General features: G+C 68.9%; 11 protein-coding genes. 10 read left to right on the forward strand and 1 reads right to left on the reverse strand.

What is annotated here, in order from left to right; genetic code table 11:
• Nucleotide 1 precedes the first annotated feature (1 nt).
• Complete coding sequence (locus ITJ55_RS08100) at nucleotides 2–1,273, forward strand: hypothetical protein (protein WP_194594961.1); 1,272 nt, start codon at nucleotides 2–4, stop codon at nucleotides 1,271–1,273.
• A 128-nt stretch (nucleotides 1,274–1,401) separates the two neighbouring features.
• Nucleotides 1,402–1,650, forward strand: coding sequence for a carbon storage regulator CsrA (gene csrA, locus ITJ55_RS08105; protein WP_194594962.1), 249 nt, complete (start codon nucleotides 1,402–1,404; stop codon nucleotides 1,648–1,650).
• 203 nt (nucleotides 1,651–1,853) lie between these two features.
• On the opposite strand, the gene ITJ55_RS08110 is transcribed toward csrA, so the two are convergent.
• Entirely contained in the window at nucleotides 1,854–2,711 is an 858-nt protein-coding gene (locus ITJ55_RS08110; protein ID WP_194594963.1) for a spermidine synthase, read from the reverse strand.
• 320 nt (nucleotides 2,712–3,031) lie between these two features.
• On the opposite strand from ITJ55_RS08110, the gene rpoB reads away from it, so the two are divergent.
• The 8 genes from rpoB (at nucleotide 3,032) to ITJ55_RS08150 (ending at nucleotide 18,582) form a co-directional block, all read left to right on the forward strand.
• Entirely contained in the window at nucleotides 3,032–6,523 is a 3,492-nt protein-coding gene (rpoB, locus tag ITJ55_RS08115) for a DNA-directed RNA polymerase subunit beta (protein ID WP_194594964.1), read from the forward strand.
• 49 nt (nucleotides 6,524–6,572) lie between these two features.
• On the forward strand, nucleotides 6,573–10,454 hold the full coding sequence (locus ITJ55_RS08120; RefSeq protein ID WP_194594965.1) for a DNA-directed RNA polymerase subunit beta': 3,882 nt from the start codon (nucleotides 6,573–6,575) through the stop codon (nucleotides 10,452–10,454).
• 265 nt (nucleotides 10,455–10,719) lie between these two features.
• The gene (locus ITJ55_RS08125) at nucleotides 10,720–12,381 is read left to right on the forward strand and encodes an ATPase, T2SS/T4P/T4SS family (protein ID WP_194594966.1); all 1,662 of its coding nucleotides are present in this window, start codon (nucleotides 10,720–10,722) and stop codon (nucleotides 12,379–12,381) included.
• Between the two features lie 46 nt (nucleotides 12,382–12,427).
• On the forward strand, nucleotides 12,428–14,407 hold the full coding sequence (locus tag ITJ55_RS16370) for a type IV pilus twitching motility protein PilT (protein ID WP_305038563.1): 1,980 nt from the start codon (nucleotides 12,428–12,430) through the stop codon (nucleotides 14,405–14,407).
• Nucleotides 14,407–15,639 carry a type II secretion system F family protein gene (locus tag ITJ55_RS08135; protein WP_194594967.1) on the forward strand — a complete coding sequence of 411 codons (1,233 nt, stop codon included), beginning with the start codon at nucleotides 14,407–14,409 and terminating at the stop codon, nucleotides 15,637–15,639. The genes ITJ55_RS16370 and ITJ55_RS08135 overlap by 1 nt, the downstream gene beginning before the upstream one ends.
• Before the next feature lie 295 nt (nucleotides 15,640–15,934).
• Complete coding sequence (locus ITJ55_RS16510; protein WP_370544079.1) at nucleotides 15,935–16,384, forward strand: type II secretion system protein; 450 nt, start codon at nucleotides 15,935–15,937, stop codon at nucleotides 16,382–16,384.
• A 93-nt stretch (nucleotides 16,385–16,477) separates the two neighbouring features.
• Nucleotides 16,478–17,887: a type II secretion system protein gene (locus tag ITJ55_RS08145; protein ID WP_194594968.1), complete on the forward strand. Its 1,410-nt coding sequence runs from the start codon at nucleotides 16,478–16,480 to the stop codon at nucleotides 17,885–17,887.
• Entirely contained in the window at nucleotides 17,884–18,582 is a 699-nt protein-coding gene (locus ITJ55_RS08150; RefSeq protein WP_194594969.1) for a prepilin-type N-terminal cleavage/methylation domain-containing protein, read from the forward strand. The genes ITJ55_RS08145 and ITJ55_RS08150 overlap by 4 nt, the downstream gene beginning before the upstream one ends.
• The last annotated feature ends 43 nt before the right edge of the window (nucleotides 18,583–18,625 follow it).

Below are 18,625 nucleotides of genomic sequence, written 5' to 3' on the forward strand. Positions count from 1 at the left end.
GATGGCGACCACGATCGTCATGACCGGCGACTCGCTCGACGAGCTGCGCCGCGAGGTGCGCGCGACCCACGGCGCCTCGGCGCGCATCGTCGCGGCCCAGAAGGTCACCGTCGGGGGAGTCGCCGGCTTCTTCGCCCGCAAGCACTACGAGGTCACCGTCGAGGTGCCCGACCCCGCGATCGACCTGCCCGTCGCGCGCGTGCGCATCACGACGCCGGTGCCGGCCGAACGCGCGGGCATCGCGGCGCTGCTGGCCTCGGCCGACGAGGCCGAGGACGCCCTGCGGTCGGGCACGCCCGTGCCCCGGGCCGCGTGGTCGGCGTCGATGGCCCCCGGTGACGCGGTCGCCCCGAGCGCCCCGGTGCGTGACGGGTTCGACGACGTGCTGACCGGGTCGGCCACGCCCGTGGGCCCCCGTCGGGCCGCCCGGGCGGCCGCCGCGGCGGGCGGGCAAGCTGGCTCGGCGTCGACCGCCTCGGCGTCGACGGCCTCGGCGTCGACGGCCTCGGCGTCGACCCCCTCGGCGTCGACCGCAGGAGGTGCGGTGCCGGTCGCACCCCCGGCCGACGTGTCGACGCGCACCGACGCCTTCGCCTCGATCATGGACGACCTCACCTTCAACGGCATCGCGCCGGCGGCCGGTGCTGCCGGTGCTGCCGCTGCTGCCGCCGGTGCCGGTGCCGCTGCCGGTGCCACGGGTGCGGGCCCCGCCGCCCTCGCCGACGGTGACGCCGCCCACCCCGACGCGCCGTACGGGGCCGCTCCCCGCCGCACGGCCGCCTCGCTCGCGGCCGCCGCCGACGCCCTCGCCGCGCAGGCCCGGGCCGTGGCCACCCCGGGCGTGCCGCCCGCCCCCGACGTGTCGCGCGGGGCAGGCGACCTCGTCGTCGTGGTCGGTCGCCCCGGTGACGCGTTCCGCGTGGCCGCCCAGATGGCGTCGACCTTCGGGCTCCGATCGGTCGACGTGTCCGACCGTCGCAGCGGCATCCTGGCCCGAGCGACCGGCGTGCACGAGAACTCGGCCGTCGTGACGGCCCTCGCCTGGGACGCCGCCGCCCCCGCCACCCTCGAGGCGATCGCCGCCGACCAGGTCTGGGTCGCGGTCGACGTCGGACGCAAGCACGACGACACGGCCCGCTGGGTCGAGGCCGTCCGCGCGGTCGCGCCCGTGGTGGCGGCCGCGGTGGTCGGCGAGGACGACACGGCGACCCCGGGCACGGTGCACCTGCTCGGCGTGCCGGTGGGCTGGCGCGAAGGAGGCGCGACCCGCTGAGCCGCGCCTCCTGCGGTCGCCGTCCTGCCGCGGTGGTGCCCCGTGGCCGCTGCCGTCCCACGGTCGCCGACCCGCGCCTCCTGCCTGTCGTCGCGACCGGACGGCCCTGCGCTCAGTAAGCTGGCCCGATGCTGGTGCTGACACGCAAGGTCGGAGAACGCATCGTGATCGGCGACGACATCGTCATCACGGTGCTCGACTCCCGTGGCGACGGCGTGCGCATCGGCATCGACGCGCCCCGCGGCGTGAAGATCCAGCGCGAAGAGGTCATCAAGGCCGTGACCGAGGCCAACGTCGAGGCGGCGAAGGCCCCCGACGACGCCGAGGCCCGCCTGCGCGCCGCCCTCGGCGCCCCCGCGCCCCGCGCCGACCATTAGGCCCGCGCTCGTCGCTCGGCCCCACCGCGCCTGGCCCGTGCCGCGCCGCGCTCGTGCCGTCGCGAGTCCGTCCCGTCACGCCCTCACGCCGCCACGAAATGGACACACCGCCACGTTTTCTCGTGGCGTCGTGCCCACATCGTGGCGGGATGCGGCAAACAGGATGCGGCGTTCGGCCTGCGGTCTCCGCTCTGCGGTGCCCGTCACCGCGCCCCGAACACGCTCCGCGACGGCTCGGGCGACGGCACGGCCGTGGCGTCGGTGACGACGGGCGCCCCGGCGACGAAGTCGCGCAGCTCGCGGCCGTGGACGACCTTGGCCGGCAGCGGGTCCGACGAGTAGAGCCGCGGCATGCGGTCGGTCGGCAGCGGCGACGGCGATCCGATCAGCACGACGTTGCCGAAGCGGCGGCCCTTGAGCGTGGCCGGGTCGGCGACGGCGACGACGTGATCGAAGACGGTGGCCAGGGTCGACGCCTGCCCCCGGGCGAAGGCCAGTCCGGCGCCGTCGGCCGAGTTGACGATCAGCATGCCGGTCGGCGACAGGAACTCGGCCGCCGCCGTGTAGAACTCGAGCGACGTCACGTGCGCGGGGATCTGCGAGCCCCCGAACACGTCGACGATCAGCAGGTCGACCGTGCCCCGCAGGCCCGCGGGCAGCTTGACCATCACCTCGCGGGCGTCGCCGTAGCGCACCCGGATCGAGGCCCCGCGCGGCAGCGGCAGCGTCTCGCGCACCAGGGCCACGAGGTCGGCCTCGAGCTCGATCACCTGTTGGCGCGAGCCCGGTCGGGTGGCCTCGACGTAGCGCGGCAGGGTCAGCGCGCCCGCCCCGAGGTGCAACGCCGTCACCGGGCCCTCGGGCAACAGGTCGACGGCGTGGCCGATGCGTCGGACGTACTCGAACGCCAGGTGCGTCGGGTCGTCGAGGTCGACGTGCGACTGGGGCGTGCCGTCGACGACGAGCGTGTACGAGCCCGGCCGGTGGCGGTCCTCGTCCACTCGGGCGAGGCCCGCTCCGATCGAGATCTCGACGGGCGGTTCGTCGTGCTGTGCGGCCATGCGTCCAGCCTCCCATCACCGGGACCAGGAGGCGCGCGCGGCCTCCGATCCCGAGGAATGCCTGTGCATGCGCCCGGGTTATACCGAAGCTCGAGCGAAAGGTCAACGACAGGGCTTGCCAGGCGTGTCCGGGGCGACCTAGTATGGACCTTTGCGCTCCCCGTGCGTCCTGTCGTCATATTGCGGTCGACAACGTCTCGAGACACCCACCCCCGAATATGACGGCGGGGTGGATGGTGTCCGCCGGGTAGGGCCGTTCACACACTCACCACATACTGTCCGACAGTGATGACCCGACGGGGTCCACGGAGGTTACTTCCTTGGCTGCTGCGAACAACGCATCCACCAATTCACCCAAGAACGGTCGCAACGCATCGCGGCTCTCGTTCGCCAAGATCACCGACACGCTGACGGTCCCCGACCTTCTGGCGCTGCAGACCGAGAGCTTCGACTGGCTCGTCGGCAACGACATCTGGAAGGACCGCCTCGCCGAGGCGACCGAGCAGGGTCGCACCGACCTGGCCCTCCACTCGGGCCTGGAAGAGATCTTCGAAGAGATCTCGCCGATCGAAGACCTCGGCGAGACCATGCAGCTCTCGTTCACGGCTCCCGAGCTCGAAGAGCCCAAGTACACGATCGACGAGTGCAAAGAGCGTGGCAAGACCTACGCCGCGCCCCTCTACGTGAACGCCGAGTTCATGAACCACCTCACGGGTGAGATCAAGACCCAGACGGTCTTCATGGGCGACTTCCCGCTCATGACCGAGCGGGGCACGTTCATCATCAACGGCACCGAGCGTGTCGTCGTCTCGCAGCTCGTCCGCAGCCCGGGCGTCTACTTCGAGCGCGCCTCCGACAAGACCAGCGACAAAGACATCTACTCGGCTCGCGTCATCCCGAGCCGTGGTGCCTGGCTCGAGTTCGAGATCGACAAGCGCGACCAGGTCGGCGTGCGCATCGACCGCAAGCGCAAGCAGAGCGTCACCGTCTTCCTCAAGGCCCTCGGCCTGACGAGCGAAGAGATCATGGAGGAGTTCAAGGGCTTCGCCTCGATCGAGGCGACCCTCGAGAAGGACGCCATCCTCACCAAAGAAGAGGCCCTCAAAGACATCTACCGCAAGCTGCGCCCGGGCGAGCAGGTCGCTGCCGAGGCCGCGCGTGCGCTCCTCGACAACTTCTACTTCAACCACAAGCGCTACGACCTGGCCAAGGTGGGTCGCTACAAGATCAACCGCAAGCTCGGCATCGACGCGCCGCTCGGCGACTCGGTCCTGACCGTCGACGACATCGTCGCGACGATCAAGTACCTCGTGTCGCTGCACGCCGAAGAGAAGTCGATGAACGGCACGCGCGACGGCGAGCCCGTCCAGCTGCGCCTCGACGTCGACGACATCGACCACTTCGGCAACCGTCGCATCCGCGCGGTCGGCGAGCTGATCCAGAACCAGGTCCGCACCGGTCTGTCGCGCATGGAGCGCGTCGTCCGCGAGCGCATGACCACGCAGGACATCGAGGCGATCACGCCGCAGACCCTGATCAACGTGCGCCCCGTCGTCGCCGCGATCAAGGAGTTCTTCGGCACCTCGCAGCTGTCGCAGTTCATGGACCAGAACAACCCGCTGTCGGGTCTGACGCACAAGCGTCGCCTCAGCGCGCTCGGCCCCGGTGGTCTGTCGCGTGAGCGTGCCGGCGTCGAGGTCCGCGACGTCCACCCCTCGCACTACGGCCGCATGTGCCCGATCGAGACCCCTGAAGGCCCGAACATCGGTCTGATCGGTTCGCTGGCGTCGTTCGCCCGCATCAACTCGTTCGGCTTCATCGAGACGCCGTACCGTCGCGTGGAGAAGGGCAACGTCACCACGACGATCGACTACCTCACCGCCTCCGAAGAAGACGACTACGTCGTCGCCCAGGCGAACGCGCCCCTGAACGACGCCTTCGACTTCGTCGACGACAAGGTGCTCGTCCGCAAGAAGGGCGGCGAGGTCGAGCTCGTCGACAAGGCCGAGGTCGACTACATGGACGTCTCGCCGCGCCAGATGGTGTCGGTGGCCACGTCGCTGATCCCGTTCCTCGAGCACGACGACGCGAACCGCGCCCTGATGGGTGCCAACATGCAGCGTCAGGCCGTCCCGCTCGTCCGCAGCGAGAGCCCCCTCGTCGGCACCGGCATGGAGGGCTACACCGCGATCGACGCCGGTGACGTCGTCACCGCCGACGCCGCAGGCGTGGTCTCCGAGGTGTCGGCCGACGTCGTCACCGTGCAGCTCGACGACGGCGGCACGCAGGACTACTACCTGCGCAAGTTCGACCGCTCGAACCAGGGTGCGAGCTACAACCACCGCGTGATCGTCGACGCCGGCCAGCGCGTCGAGGTCGGCGAGGTCATCGCCGACGGTCCCGCGACCGAGAACGGCGAGCTCGCGCTCGGCAAGAACCTGCTCGTCGCGTTCATGCCGTGGGAGGGCTACAACTACGAGGACGCGATGATCCTGTCGCAGAACCTCGTGAAGGACGACACGCTCTCGTCGATCCACATCGAAGAGTACGAAGTCGACGCCCGCGACACGAAGCTCGGCAAGGAGGAGATCACCCGTGACCTCCCCAACGTCAGCCCCGACCTGCTGGCCGACCTCGACGAGCGCGGCATCATCCGCATCGGTGCCGAGGTGCGCCCCGGCGACATCCTCGTCGGCAAGGTCACGCCCAAGGGCGAGACCGAGCTCAGCGCCGAAGAGCGCCTGCTGCGTGCGATCTTCAACGAGAAGAGCCGCGAAGTCCGCGACACGTCCCTGAAGGTGCCCCACGGCGAGCAGGGAACGGTCATCGGCGTCAAGGTGTTCGACTCGCAGGACGGCGACGACGAGCTCGGCTCGGGCGTCAACCAGCGCGTGGTCGTGTTCATCGCCCAGAAGCGCAAGATCACCGCGGGTGACAAGCTCGCCGGTCGTCACGGCAACAAGGGCGTCATCTCGACGATCCTTCCCGTCGAGGACATGCCCTTCCTCGCCGACGGCACCCCCGTCGACATCATCCTCAACCCGCTCGGCGTGCCCGGCCGCATGAACTTCGGCCAGGTGCTCGAGATCCACCTCGGGTGGATCGCCGCGCAGGGCTGGAACGTCGAGGGCATCCAGGAGTGGGCGAAGAACCTGCCCGAAGAGGCGCTCAGCGCCGCTCCCGGCACGAAGGTCGCCACCCCGGTGTTCGACGGTGCCGCCGAGCGCGAGATCGAGGGTCTGCTCGACTCGACCCTGCCGACCCGCGACGGTGAGCGTCTGATCGGTTCGTCCGGCAAGGCGCGCCTGTTCGACGGTCGTTCGGGTGAGCCGTTCCCGAACCCGATCTCGGTCGGTTACATGTACATCCTGAAGCTGCACCACCTCGTCGACGACAAGATCCACGCGCGTTCGACGGGCCCGTACTCGATGATCACCCAGCAGCCGCTGGGTGGTAAAGCACAGTTCGGTGGCCAGCGCTTCGGTGAGATGGAGGTCTGGGCCCTCGAGGCCTACGGCGCCGCGTACGCGCTGCAAGAGCTCCTGACCATCAAGTCGGACGACATCCTCGGCCGCGTGAAGGTGTACGAAGCCATCGTCAAGGGCGAGAACATCCAGGAGCCCGGCATCCCCGAGAGCTTCAAGGTCCTCATCAAAGAGATGCAGTCGCTCTGCCTGAACGTCGAGGTCCTCTCGGCCGACGGCCAGACGGTCAGCCTGCGCGACACGGACGACGAGGTCTTCCGTGCCGCCGAAGAGCTCGGCATCAACATCTCCTCCCGCTTCGAATCGTCGAACGTCGACGAGATCTAAGCCCCCTTCCCACAACGACACGTCGATACATCTGACAAGGGATTAAATTTTGATCGAAGCAACAACTTTCGATGAGCTGCGGATCGGCCTCGCCACTGCCGAGAACATCCGTGCCTGGTCGCACGGTGAGGTCAAGAAGCCGGAGACCATCAACTACCGCACGCTGAAGCCCGAGAAGGACGGCCTCTTCGGAGAGCAGATCTTCGGACCCTCGCGTGACTGGGAGTGCGCGTGCGGCAAGTACAAGCGCGTCCGCTTCAAGGGCATCGTCTGCGAGCGCTGCGGCGTCGAGGTCACGAAGTCGTCCGTGCGTCGTGAGCGCATGGGCCACATCGAGCTCGCCGCCCCCGTCACGCACATCTGGTACTTCAAGGGCGTCCCCTCGCGCTTGGGCTACCTGCTCGACATGGCCCCGAAAGACCTCGAGAAGGTCATCTACTTCGCGGCCTACATGGTCATCTCGATCGACGAAGAGGGCCGTCACGCCGACATGCCCGGGCTCGAGAACGAGCTCCGCCTCGAGATCAAGCAGCTCGAGTCGCAGCGCGACACGCGCATCGCCGACCGCCTGAAGAAGCTCGAGGACGACCTGGCCGTCCTCGAAGAAGAAGGCGCGAAGAGCGACCAGAAGCGTCGTGCGAAGGACGGCGCCGAGAAAGAGATGTCGCAGACCCGCAAGGCGTTCGACGAGGACATCAACCGCCTCGAGCGCGTGTGGGAGGACTTCCGCAACCTCAAGGTCGGCGACCTCAAGCCCGAGGACGCCGTCTTCCACGAGCTGCAGGACCGCTTCGGCATCTACTTCGAGGCCCACATGGGCGCCGAGGCGATCAAGAAGCGCCTCGAGGCCTTCGACCTCACCACCGAGGCCGAGAACCTCCACCTGCAGATCTCCGAGGGCAAGGGTCAGAAGAAGATCCGCGCCATCAAGCGCCTGCGCGTCGTCAGCTCGTTCCTGGCCACCGGCAACTCGCCGGCCGCCATGGTCCTCGACGTCGTCCCGGTCATCCCGCCCGAGCTGCGCCCGATGGTGCAGCTGGACGGTGGCCGCTTCGCGACCAGCGACCTGAACGACCTCTACCGTCGCGTGATCAACCGCAACAACCGCCTCCGTCGCCTGCTCGACCTCGGTGCCCCCGAGATCATCGTGAACAACGAGAAGCGCATGCTGCAAGAGGCCGTCGACGCCCTGTTCGACAACGGCCGTCGTGGTCGCCCCGTCACCGGTACCGGCAACCGCGCCCTGAAGTCCCTGAGCGACATGCTCAAGGGAAAGCAGGGTCGCTTCCGCCAGAACCTGCTCGGCAAGCGCGTCGACTACTCGGGTCGTTCGGTCATCATCGTCGGCCCGACGCTGAAGCTGCACCAGTGCGGTCTGCCCAAGCAGATGGCCCTCGAGCTCTTCAAGCCGTTCGTCATCAAGCGCCTGATCGACCTGAGCCACGCTCAGAACATCAAGTCGGCCAAGCGCATGGTCGAGCGTTCGCGCCCGCAGGTCTGGGACGTCCTCGAAGAGATCATCCGTGAGCGCCCCGTGCTGCTGAACCGTGCACCCACCCTGCACCGTCTCGGCATCCAGGCGTTCGAGCCCCAGCTGGTCGAGGGCAAGGCCATCCAGCTGCACCCCCTCGTCTGCGCGGCGTTCAACGCCGACTTCGACGGTGACCAGATGGCCGTGCACCTGCCGCTGTCCGTCGAGGCCCAGGCCGAGGCGCGCATCCTGATGCTCGCGTCGAACAACATCCTGAAGCCGTCCGACGGCCGACCGGTGACCCTGCCCGCACAGGACATGATCATCGGCCTGCACTACCTCACGACGGTCACCGAGGGTGCCGAGGGCGAAGGCCGTGCCTTCTCGTCGGTCGCCGAGGCGATCCTCGCGAAAGACCAGGGCTCGCTCGACCTCAACGCGATGGTCAAGATCCGCATGAACGGCGTGCACTTCGCCGAGGGCGAGGCTCCCGAGGGCTACGAGGTCGGGCAGGACATCCTGCTCGAGACGACCCTCGGTCGCGCGCTCTTCAACGAGAACCTGCCGGCGGACTACCCGTTCGTGCAGCAGGTGACCGACAAGGGCATGCTCTCGACGATCGTCAACGACCTCGCCGAGCGCTACCCGAAGGTCGCCGTCGCGGCAGCCCTCGACAACATCAAGGACGCGGGCTTCTACTGGGCCTCGCGTTCGGGTGTCACCGTGGCGCTGTCCGACGTGCTCACGCCTCCCCGCAAGCCCGAGATCGTCGCGGGCTACGAGAAGCAGGCCGCGGCGGTGCAGTCCGAGTTCGACAAGGGCCTCATCTCCGACGCCGAGCGTCGTGCCGACCTGATCAAGATCTGGACGGAGGCCACGAACGAGGTCGCCGCCGAGATGCGGTCGAACTTCCCGGTCGACAACACCATCAACCGCATGGTGACGTCGGGTGCTCGTGGTAACTGGCTGCAGGTGCGCAACATCGCCGGCATGCGAGGCCTGGTGAACAACCCGAAGGGTGACATCATCCCCCGCCCGATCATCTCGTCGTACCGCGAGGGTCTGTCGGTGGCCGAGTACTTCATCGCGACGCACGGTGCCCGCAAGGGTCTGGCCGACACGGCCCTCCGTACGGCCGACTCGGGGTACCTGACCCGTCGTCTCGTCGACGTGTCGCAGGACGTCATCATCCGTGAAGACGACTGTGGCACCTCGCGTGGCCTCGAGATGCCGATCGCCGCACCCGACGCCAACGGCGTCATGGTGCGCGACGCGACCGTCGAGAACACCGTGTTCGCACGGTCGCTCGCGGCTGCCGCGGTCGACGCCAAGGGCACGGTGCTGGCCGAGGCCGGCGCCGACGTCGGAGACGTGCTGATCGACGAGCTCGTGGCGGCCGGCGTCGAGACCATCAAGGTCCGATCCGTCCTCACCTGCGAGGCCGCCGTCGGCGTCTGCGCCCAGTGCTACGGCCGGTCGCTGGCCACCGGCAACCTGGTCGACATCGGTGAGGCCGTCGGCATCATCGCGGCCCAGTCGATCGGTGAGCCCGGCACGCAGCTGACCATGCGCACCTTCCACACCGGTGGTTCGGCCTCGGCCGACGACATCACGCAGGGTCTGCCCCGCGTGACCGAGCTGTTCGAGGCCCGCACCCCCAAGGGTGCGTCCCCGATCGCCGACTCGGCCGGTCGCATCACGATCGAAGACACCGACAAGGCTCGCCGCGTCATCCTGCAGCCCGACAACGGCGACGAAGAAGTGATCTACCCCGTGCTCAAGCGTTCGACCCTCCTCGTCGAGGACGGTCAGCACGTCGAGCTCGGTGAGCAGATCATCGCCGGTGCGGTCGACCCGAAAGAGGTCCTTCGCGTCAAGGGCGTCCGCGCGGTGCAGCAGCACCTCGTGGGTGGCGTGCAAGACGTCTACCGCTCGCAGGGCGTGCCGATCCACGACAAGCACATCGAGGTCATCGTCCGTCAGATGCTCCGCAAGGTCACCGTCGTCGACCACGCCGACACCGACCTGCTGCCCGGTGAGCTCGTCGACCGGTCGAAGTACAACGAGATCAACCGTGCGGCGCTGACCGAGGGCAAGCGGACCGCGTCCGCTCGTCAAGAGGTCATGGGCATCACGAAGGCCTCGCTGGCGACCGAGTCGTGGCTGTCGGCCGCGTCCTTCCAAGAGACGACCCGCGTCCTGACGCAGGCGGCGATGGAAGGCAAGAGCGACCCGCTGGTCGGTCTGAAAGAGAACGTCATCATCGGAAAGCTCATCCCCGCGGGCACCGGCCTGTCGCGTTACCGCGACGTGTCGGTCGAGGCGACCGAAGAGGCGAAGGCCGAGCGGTACCCCAACCGCGTCTTCACCGACGATGCCTCGTTCAACGAAGCCGACCTGAGCTTCGTGGACTTCGACTCGTTCTCGTCGGACGACTTCACGCCCGGCACCTACAACTGAGCGACTGAAGGAGGCGCGGTGAGGGTCTGACCCTCACCGCGCCTCCCGAAGGCCTCACCTCGAAGGGCCCCGTCCCGCACCTCGTGCGGCCCGGGGCCCTTCGTCGTGCCCCCGGGAGGCCTGCACCCCTTCGAGGGGCACCCGCTCTGGGACGTGTCGGCGACGACGCCCCGGCCGTAGCGTGAGGCAAGCTCGGTCCCGACCCCGAGCGTCGAACGGCCTCGTCGTCCTACCCCCGAGGCCCTGTACTTCCGAGGAGGTACGCGTGGCTTCCATGACCGAGATCCTGATCTTGCACGGGCTGTTGCCGATCGAGCAGCTCGACGTGATCCCGCGCGGCCCCGCCGAGGAGGAAGCCTCGATCCGCGACCTGCTGTCGCGAGGGGTCGTCACCGAGATGCAGGTGGCCCGTGCGCGGGCGACGGCAGCCGACCTCGACTTCGTCGAGCTGATCGACTACCCGGTGGACCGGTCGGCCGTGACGATGGTGCCCGCGGCCGTCTGCCGCCGCCACAAGGTGCTGCCGATCGGGGTGCGCGACGGCGCGCTGATCCTCGCCATGGAGGACCCGGGCGACGTGTTCGCCATCGACGACGTCCGCGCCGGCCTCCGCATGGGCGTCGACCCCGTCGTCGCCGAGAAGAACGACCTGCGCGCCGCGATCGACCGGTACCTGCGGGCCGACGACGAGCTGAACGACCTCACGTCGACCCTCGAAGAGGAGAAGGCGCACGAGACGACGGCCGACATCACGGACGGCCCCGACGACGACGTGCCGATCGTGCGCTTCGTGAACCTGCTCGTCAGCCAGGCGATCACCGACCACGCCTCGGACATCCACATCGAGCCGTCCGAGACCGACGTGCGCATCCGCTACCGCATCGACGGTGTGCTGCACGAGATGCAGCCGGCGCCGAAGGCGATCCAGAACGGCGTCATCTCGCGACTCAAGATCATGAGCGAGATCGACATCGCCGAGCGCCGCAAACCGCAGGACGGCCGCATGTCGGTGCGCCACGGAGGCCGCCAGATCGACCTGCGCGTGGCGACGCTGCCGACCGTGTGGGGCGAGAAGGTCGTCATGCGCATCCTCGACAACTCGAACACGTCGATGAGCCTGCGCGACCTCAACCTGCTCGAGCGCAACTTCGACGTCTACGCCGAGTCGTACTCGAAGCCGTACGGCATGATCCTCGTCACCGGCCCCACGGGGTCGGGCAAGTCGACGACGCTCTACACGACGCTGAACGCCGTGGCCCGCCCCGAGATCAACGTCATCACGGTCGAGGACCCGGTCGAGTACCGCATGAGGGGCATCAACCAGGTGCAGGTCAACCCCAAGGCGGGCCTGACCTTCGCGAGCGCCCTGCGCAGCATCCTGCGGTCCGACCCCGACGTCGTGCTGCTCGGTGAGATCCGCGACCACGAGACGGCCCAGATCGCGATCGAGGCGTCCCTCACCGGTCACCTCGTGCTGAGCACCCTGCACACCAACGACGCGCCGAGTGCCATCACCCGGCTCACCGAGATGGGCATCGAGCCGTTCCTGGTCGGGTCGGCGATCGACTGCGTCGTCGCCCAGCGCCTGGCGCGTCGGCTCTGCGACCGGTGCAAGACGCCCACGGCTTACTCGCCGCTGCAGCTCGCGCACCTGAAGTTCCGGGTCGAGCCCGACGAGAACCCGACGGTGTACCAGCCCGTCGGCTGCCAGCAGTGCTCCAACACCGGGTACCGCGGCCGCATCGCCCTGCACGAGGTGATGAGCGTCTCCGAAGACATCGAGCGGCTCGCGGTGAGCCGCGCGTCCAGCGCCGAGATCGGCCGGGTCGCCCGCGAGCAGGGCATGTTGAGCCTGCGTCAGGACGGCTGGGAGAAGGCCAAGCTCGGCCTCACCAGCGTCGAAGAGATCTTGCGGGTCGTCGCGTGACGCCCGCCTCCGGCCGAGTCCGGACCGACCACGAGGGGGCTCTCGCATGAGCGCTTCGATCTACGACATCCCCGACGACGCGGCCGCCGAGGCCGCCGCCCTGGCGGGCTGGACGCCCGGCCGCCCGGGCAACGAGGTGCGGTCGTCGACGACGGCCACCGCCACGGCGTCGTCGGCCACCCCGGCCGACCCGTCCGCCTCGTCGTCGTTCCCGCCGGCCCCCGCCTCGCCCGGTGCCGTCGCCCCGTCGCCCGTCTACAGCCTCGACGGCGGTCAGGACCCGGTCATGGGCTGGACGCCCACCCGCGCACCGTCGAGCCGTCGGGCCGCCCGCCTGGCCGAGGCGCTGGTCGACAAGGCCGCACTCGCCGACCAGGAGGCCCTGCTCGTCCCCGACACCGGGCCCTCGCCCGTGCTGCCCCGGCCGTCGGCGACCCCGTCGTCCGCCGCAGCCCCGTCCTCGGTGGCCGCGCCGGCGGCGACGGCCCCGGCACCGCTCAGCCCGCCGCCCGCCGGCCACGTGCTGCCCTCGGCGACGCGACCCGGCTGGGTCGACCCGCGCTTCGACGACCCGATCCGCGCCTCCCGGGCTCAGGCCACCCCCATGCAGGAGGCGCGGGCCGGTACGGCGACGGACCTCGCGTCCACGGCGCCCACCGGTGCGGCCTCGGCGACGCCCGGCACGGCGGCCTCCCCGTTCGCCGCCGCCGGGGTCGTCTTCCCGTCGGCCGAGGTCGCCCCGGCCAGCCCGACGGGAGCGTCGGCCTGGGACGCCCCGGCCCCGCAGCACGTCGCCGCAGACGAGCCGACCGCGGCCCTCACGACGCCCGAGCACACGGCCGACTTCCACGGCATCGAGCTGCACCGCCACCCGCGCGACCACGCGCACGCCGGCCTGGTCTCGGCACTGATCCAGGTCGTGCTGCAGAACGCCTCCGACCTGCACGTCACGACCGACGCGATGCCGACGATCCGGGTCGACGGCGACCTGCGACCCGCCCTGACCGGTGGTGCCGTGTGGGATGCAGCGATCGTGCGCACGGCACTCGAGAGCCTGTTGACCCCCGAGCAGCAGCAGCGCTTCGACGACGAGCTCGAGCTCGACTTCGCGTACTCGCTCTCGGACGAGTCGCGGTTCCGCGTGAACTTCTACCAGCAGCGCGGCTCGCTGGGGGCGGCGTTCCGACTCATCCCGACCGAGATCAAGCAGCTCGGCGATCTGGGCGTGCCCGAGTCGGTGTCGACCTTCGCCAAGCTGCCGCGTGGCCTGGTACTCGTCACGGGCCCCACGGGGTCGGGCAAGTCGACGACCCTCGCCGCTCTGATCGACCTGGTCAACCGCACGCGGGCCGACCACATCGTGACGGTCGAGGACCCGATCGAGTTCATGCACCAGCACAAGAAGTCGCTCGTCAACCAGCGCGAGGTCGGCCACGACACGCACAGCTTCGCGGCGGCGCTCAAGCACGTGCTGCGGCAGGACCCCGACGTCATCCTGATCGGCGAGCTCCGCGACCTCGAGACCATCTCGGTCGCGCTGACGGCCGCCGAGACCGGCCACCTCGTGTTCGCCACCCTCCACACGCAGAGCGCGGCGCAGACCATCGACCGCGTCATCGACGTGTTCCCGCCGTACCAGCAGGACCAGGTGCGCACGCAGCTCGCCTCGACGCTGCAGGGCGTCGTCTGCCAGACGCTGCTGCCCAAGGCGAGCGGCCGCGGCCGGGTCGTGGCGACCGAGATCATGATGATGACCCCCGCCATCGGCAACCTCGTGCGCGAGGGCAAGACGTACCAGATCGCCTCGTCGATGCAGGCGGGCCGTGACCTCGGCATGCACACCATGGACCAGAAGCTCGCCGACCTGGTGAACACCGGCGTGGTGACGCACAAGGCCGCGATGGAGAAGGTGCACGACCGCGAAGGGTTCGACCGCCTCGTGACGCGCGTGATCAACAAGTCCGAGAGCCAGGGCCTCGACAGCGGCATCGACTTCGGCGACTCGTTCTCGGGCGGGGCCGCCTGATGGCCGGCGCAGTCGCCTACGCCTACAAGGGGCGCGACGGGGCCGGCAAGGTCGTCAAGGGCAAGGTCGACGCCTCGAGCGAGGGCGCGGTCATCACCCGCCTGCGCACGATGGGCGTGCAACCGATCTCGATCAGCGAGGCCGGCGCCGGCACGGGCCTTCAGCGTGAGGTGTCGATCCCCGGCCTCGGCGACCGCTCGGTCAAGATGAAGGACATCGCGGTCATGTCGCGCCAGATGGCGACCATGATCGGCTCGGGCCTGTCGCTGCTGCGCACCCTGACGATCCTCGCCGACCAGGTCGACAACAAGCGGCTGGCCAAGATCATGGCCGAGGTCCGCGACGACGTCGAGACGGGCGTCTCGTTCTCGGACGCCGTCGGCAAGCACGACAAGGACTTCCCGCCGCTGATGATCAACATGATCAAGGCGGGCGAGACCGGCGGGTTCCTCGACAAGGCGCTCGAGTCGACGGCCGAGAACTTCGAGAAAGAGGTGGCGCTGCGGTCGACGATCAAGTCGGCCATGACCTACCCCGTCGTCGTGCTCGTCATGTCGCTCGTCGCGGTCGTCGTGATGCTGCTCTTCATCGTGCCGATCTTCCAGGACATGTTCACGAACCTCGGCGGGCAGCTGCCCCTGCCGACGATGATGCTCGTCTACGCCTCGCGGGCGATGCCGGTGGTCGTGCCGGTCGCCGTCGTCGTGGGCATCGCGTTCTCGATCTGGTGGCGGACGAACAAGAACTCGATTAAGGTGCGGGCGTTCCTCGACCCGCTGAAGCTGAAGCTGCCCGTGTTCGGCGCGCTGTTGCGCAAGATCGCCATCGCGCGCTTCAGCCGCAACTTCTCGAACATGATCGGGGCCGGCGTGCCGATCCTCACCGCGCTGCGGATCGTGGGCGAGGTCTCGGGCAACTACGTGCTCGAGGAGGCGCTGGTCAAGGTGGCCGAGTCGGTGCGGCAGGGCGAGTCCATCGCCGGTCCGTTGACCGAGTCGGGCGTGTTCCCGTCGATGGTCACGCAGATGATCTCGGTCGGCGAGGACTCGGGTTCGCTGCAGACGATGCTCGAGAAGGTCGCCGACTTCTACGACCAAGAGGTCAAGTCGACCACCGAGTCGCTGACGGCCCTGATCGAGCCCCTGCTGATCGCCTTCCTGGGCGTCGTCGTCGGCGGCATGATCGTGGCGCTGTACCTGCCCATCTTCCAGATCACGTCGCTGATCAAGTAACGCACCAGGCGACCCCGCAGGAGGCGTGGGCCGGCTCACGAGGCCGGCTCGCGCCTCCTTCGCGTGCCGGGCCCTCGGCGACGACCCGGTCTACCCCGCGAACGGGTGCTGACCGGCGGTTTTCGGCCTTTCGGGGGATACCCGAACTGGGGCCGTGTCGCACTCGAAAACCCCCCTTCCAAGGGATTCTGGGGCACTTTCTCAGGTGGCACCATCGATCTCGGCGGAGCTCAGTGACCGCCCACCCGATCACCGAGACAACCACTCCCGCACCCGACCGAACAGGACCAGCGACATGTACTTCACCCTCATGGGCAAGCTCAGCGCCCGCCGCCAGAACCTCGCCGAAGACAAGGACAAGGGCTTCACCCTGATCGAGCTCCTCGTCGTCGTCATCATCATCGGCATCCTCGCCGCGATCGCCATCCCGGTGTACCTGGGTGTGCAGAACAACGCCAAGGACTCGTCGGCGAAGAGCGACCTGTCGAACGCCAAGACCGCCCTCATCGCCTACCAGACCGACAAGGGCGCGCTGCCCGACGGTTCGACCACCGGCCAGAAGCTGCTGCCGGCGCAGGCCGAACTCGGCAAGTACGGCTTCACGAAGAGCGACAACTCGGGTGCCATCACGTACAAGACGGCTCCCGGCGCTGGGGCAACGACGTTCTGCATCCAGGCCACGAGCACGGCCAACAACACGTTCAGCATCACGGAGTCCTCCGCGGTCGTCTCCGGCGGCTGCTGACCTACTCGACGCCGGTCGGGTCGGGGCTCTCTCAGCCTCGACCCGGCCGATTCTCTTCTCGAGACACCTGATCCGACCAGGAGGTGAACCACCTTGTTCCAGCGACTCAGTGACCGTCTGCGACCGACCGACCCGGCCGACCGCGACGCCGGCCTCTCGCTCGTCGAGGTGATCGTCGCCCTGCTGGTCTTCACCGTCATCACCACCGGGTCGATCATCGCCGTCGGCACCGTCCTGTCCATGACGAGCGACAACCGCTCTCGGGTGGTCGCCGCGAACCTCGCGTCGCAGGCGATCGACAAGGCCCGTGGTGCCGCGGACGTCTTCCTCGTGACCAACGCCTCGACCACCCAGGAGCTGAACGGGACGACCTTCACCGTCAAGCGCACGGCGAGCTGGGTCACCACCGGTGGGGTCGACTCGCAATGTGCCACCCCGGGACAGTCGGGTAACGGTTCACTCTTCTACAAGCGCGTGAACGTCTCCGTCACGTGGACGGGCCAGCGCACCTCCACCACCCCCGTCCGCGCCGACACGATCCTCGCCCCGGTCAGCAAGATCAACGACCCCTCGACCGGGACGATCCTGATCTCCGTGCTCGACCAGACCGGTGCGGGCTCGGCAGGTGTCGTGGTCACCATCGCCACGGCGTCCCTCACCGGCAACACGGCGTCGGCCCTGTCGGCCGACTCGTCACCCGATCCGACCGACACCGACGGCTGCTCGTTCGCCACGAAGGTCCAGCCGGGCACCTACACGGTGACCCTCTCACGGGCCGACGGCACGCCCTACCGCGATCGTGATCAGGCGGCCGATCCGGTGCAGACGGTCGTCGTGAGCGCGGGTGACACGGCCAGCGCCCTGTTCTCGTACGCGGCCGCCGACACCTATCGGCCGACCTACGCCACCAACTATTCCGGTCAGGCGCTGCTCCCCACCGACCTGACCACGACCTACCTCTCGTCCGACGGCCGTCGCTACGTGGCACCGACGCGGGTCACCGACCAGTACCTCTTCCCGACCGCGACGGGCTATCAGGTCTTCGCCGGCACCTACGCGCCGACGGGTGCCGCCGGTGGCAGCTGCCTGTCCCCGGACCCGGCGTCGTGGCCGGCGACGGCTGACGGCAAGACCGGCAAGCGTCAGGCGATCGCCGTGCCCGACCCGCTGTCGAGCAAGACCGCTGCAGCTCCCGTTCCGATGGGTGTCGTGACGCTCAACGTCGGCAACGGCGACAGGACCATCCGGGCCGTCTCGACCCTCGGGCAGAACGGCGACCCCGGGTGCGCCATCGGTCAGACCCTCAACTTCACCCGGACGGGCAACGGCACGACGGCCACCGTCGCCCTGCCGTACGGCACGTGGTTCGTCAAGAGCGGCCCGACGACGTCGTCGCTCAAGGACGTGACGATCGGCACGCTGATCGGCAGCCTGCTGGGCGTGCTCAAGCCGTCGGCATCGACCTCGAACACCGTCGTCGTCGACCCGAGGACCGCTCCGTGAACGGCCGGCCGCCGATCCGGGTCGCACCTGCGTCACGCGTTCGCGCTGACGACGGCGTCAGCCTCGCCGAACTCATCGTGGCCATCATGATCCTCGGTGTCGTCCTGACCGTGGTCACGGGCACCTTCTCGTCGTTGGCCCGCGCCACGTCGCAGGCCCGCACCATCGACCAGGCGACTCGCGAGGCGACCAACGGTCTCGACTCGATGTCCCGGGTCGTCCGGGCCGCGGCGAACAACCCCGTGCCCAACTCGACGACCCTCGCCCCCTCGTTCTCCGTCGCGGGGACGGATTCGATGACGCTCATCTCGGCGGTCAACCTGAGCGGCTCCGTGAACAAGCCGCAGCAGACCAGCTACCGTGTCGACGCGACGACCCGGCGACTCGTCGAGACGACCACGCAATCCGTCTCGGTCTCGAGCACGTTCTGGGAATTCTCCGGGGCCACGTCCTCGCGAACGCTCGCGACACCCGTGGCCGTCATTCCGACGCCGCTCTTCCGCTACTACGACGTCGCCGGACAACAGCTGCTCCCTCAGGCCAACGGCTTGCTGACCGACGATCAGGAGAAGTCCGTCGCGAGCGTGTCGATCACCCTCTCGGTGGCAGGCGCGAGCCCGGGCACCGACGACGACGTCACCTTGTCCAGCGTCGTGCTCCTCACCAACCTCTTCCCCTCGGCGGTGACGCCGTGATGCGGCTCCGTGCTCGACTCCGGCTCGACTCCCTCGGTCGCGA

Origin of the sequence: Frigoribacterium sp. VKM Ac-1396 (assembly GCF_015350895.1) — a bacterium.
Classification (GTDB): Bacteria; Actinomycetota; Actinomycetes; order Actinomycetales; family Microbacteriaceae; genus Frigoribacterium.

Coding starts and splice junctions, on each gene's coding strand:
- ITJ55_RS08110 (WP_194594963.1), bottom strand. CDS start 2,711: ATGGCCGCACAGCACGACGAACCGCCCGTCGAGATCTCGATCGGAGCG.
- ITJ55_RS08100 (WP_194594961.1), top strand. CDS start 2: ATGGCGACCACGATCGTCATGACCGGCGACTCGCTCGACGAGCTGCGC.
- ITJ55_RS16510 (WP_370544079.1), top strand. CDS start 15,935: ATGTACTTCACCCTCATGGGCAAGCTCAGCGCCCGCCGCCAGAACCTC.
- ITJ55_RS08135 (WP_194594967.1), top strand. CDS start 14,407: ATGGCCGGCGCAGTCGCCTACGCCTACAAGGGGCGCGACGGGGCCGGC.
- ITJ55_RS16370 (WP_305038563.1), top strand. CDS start 12,428: ATGAGCGCTTCGATCTACGACATCCCCGACGACGCGGCCGCCGAGGCC.
- csrA (WP_194594962.1), top strand. CDS start 1,402: ATGCTGGTGCTGACACGCAAGGTCGGAGAACGCATCGTGATCGGCGAC.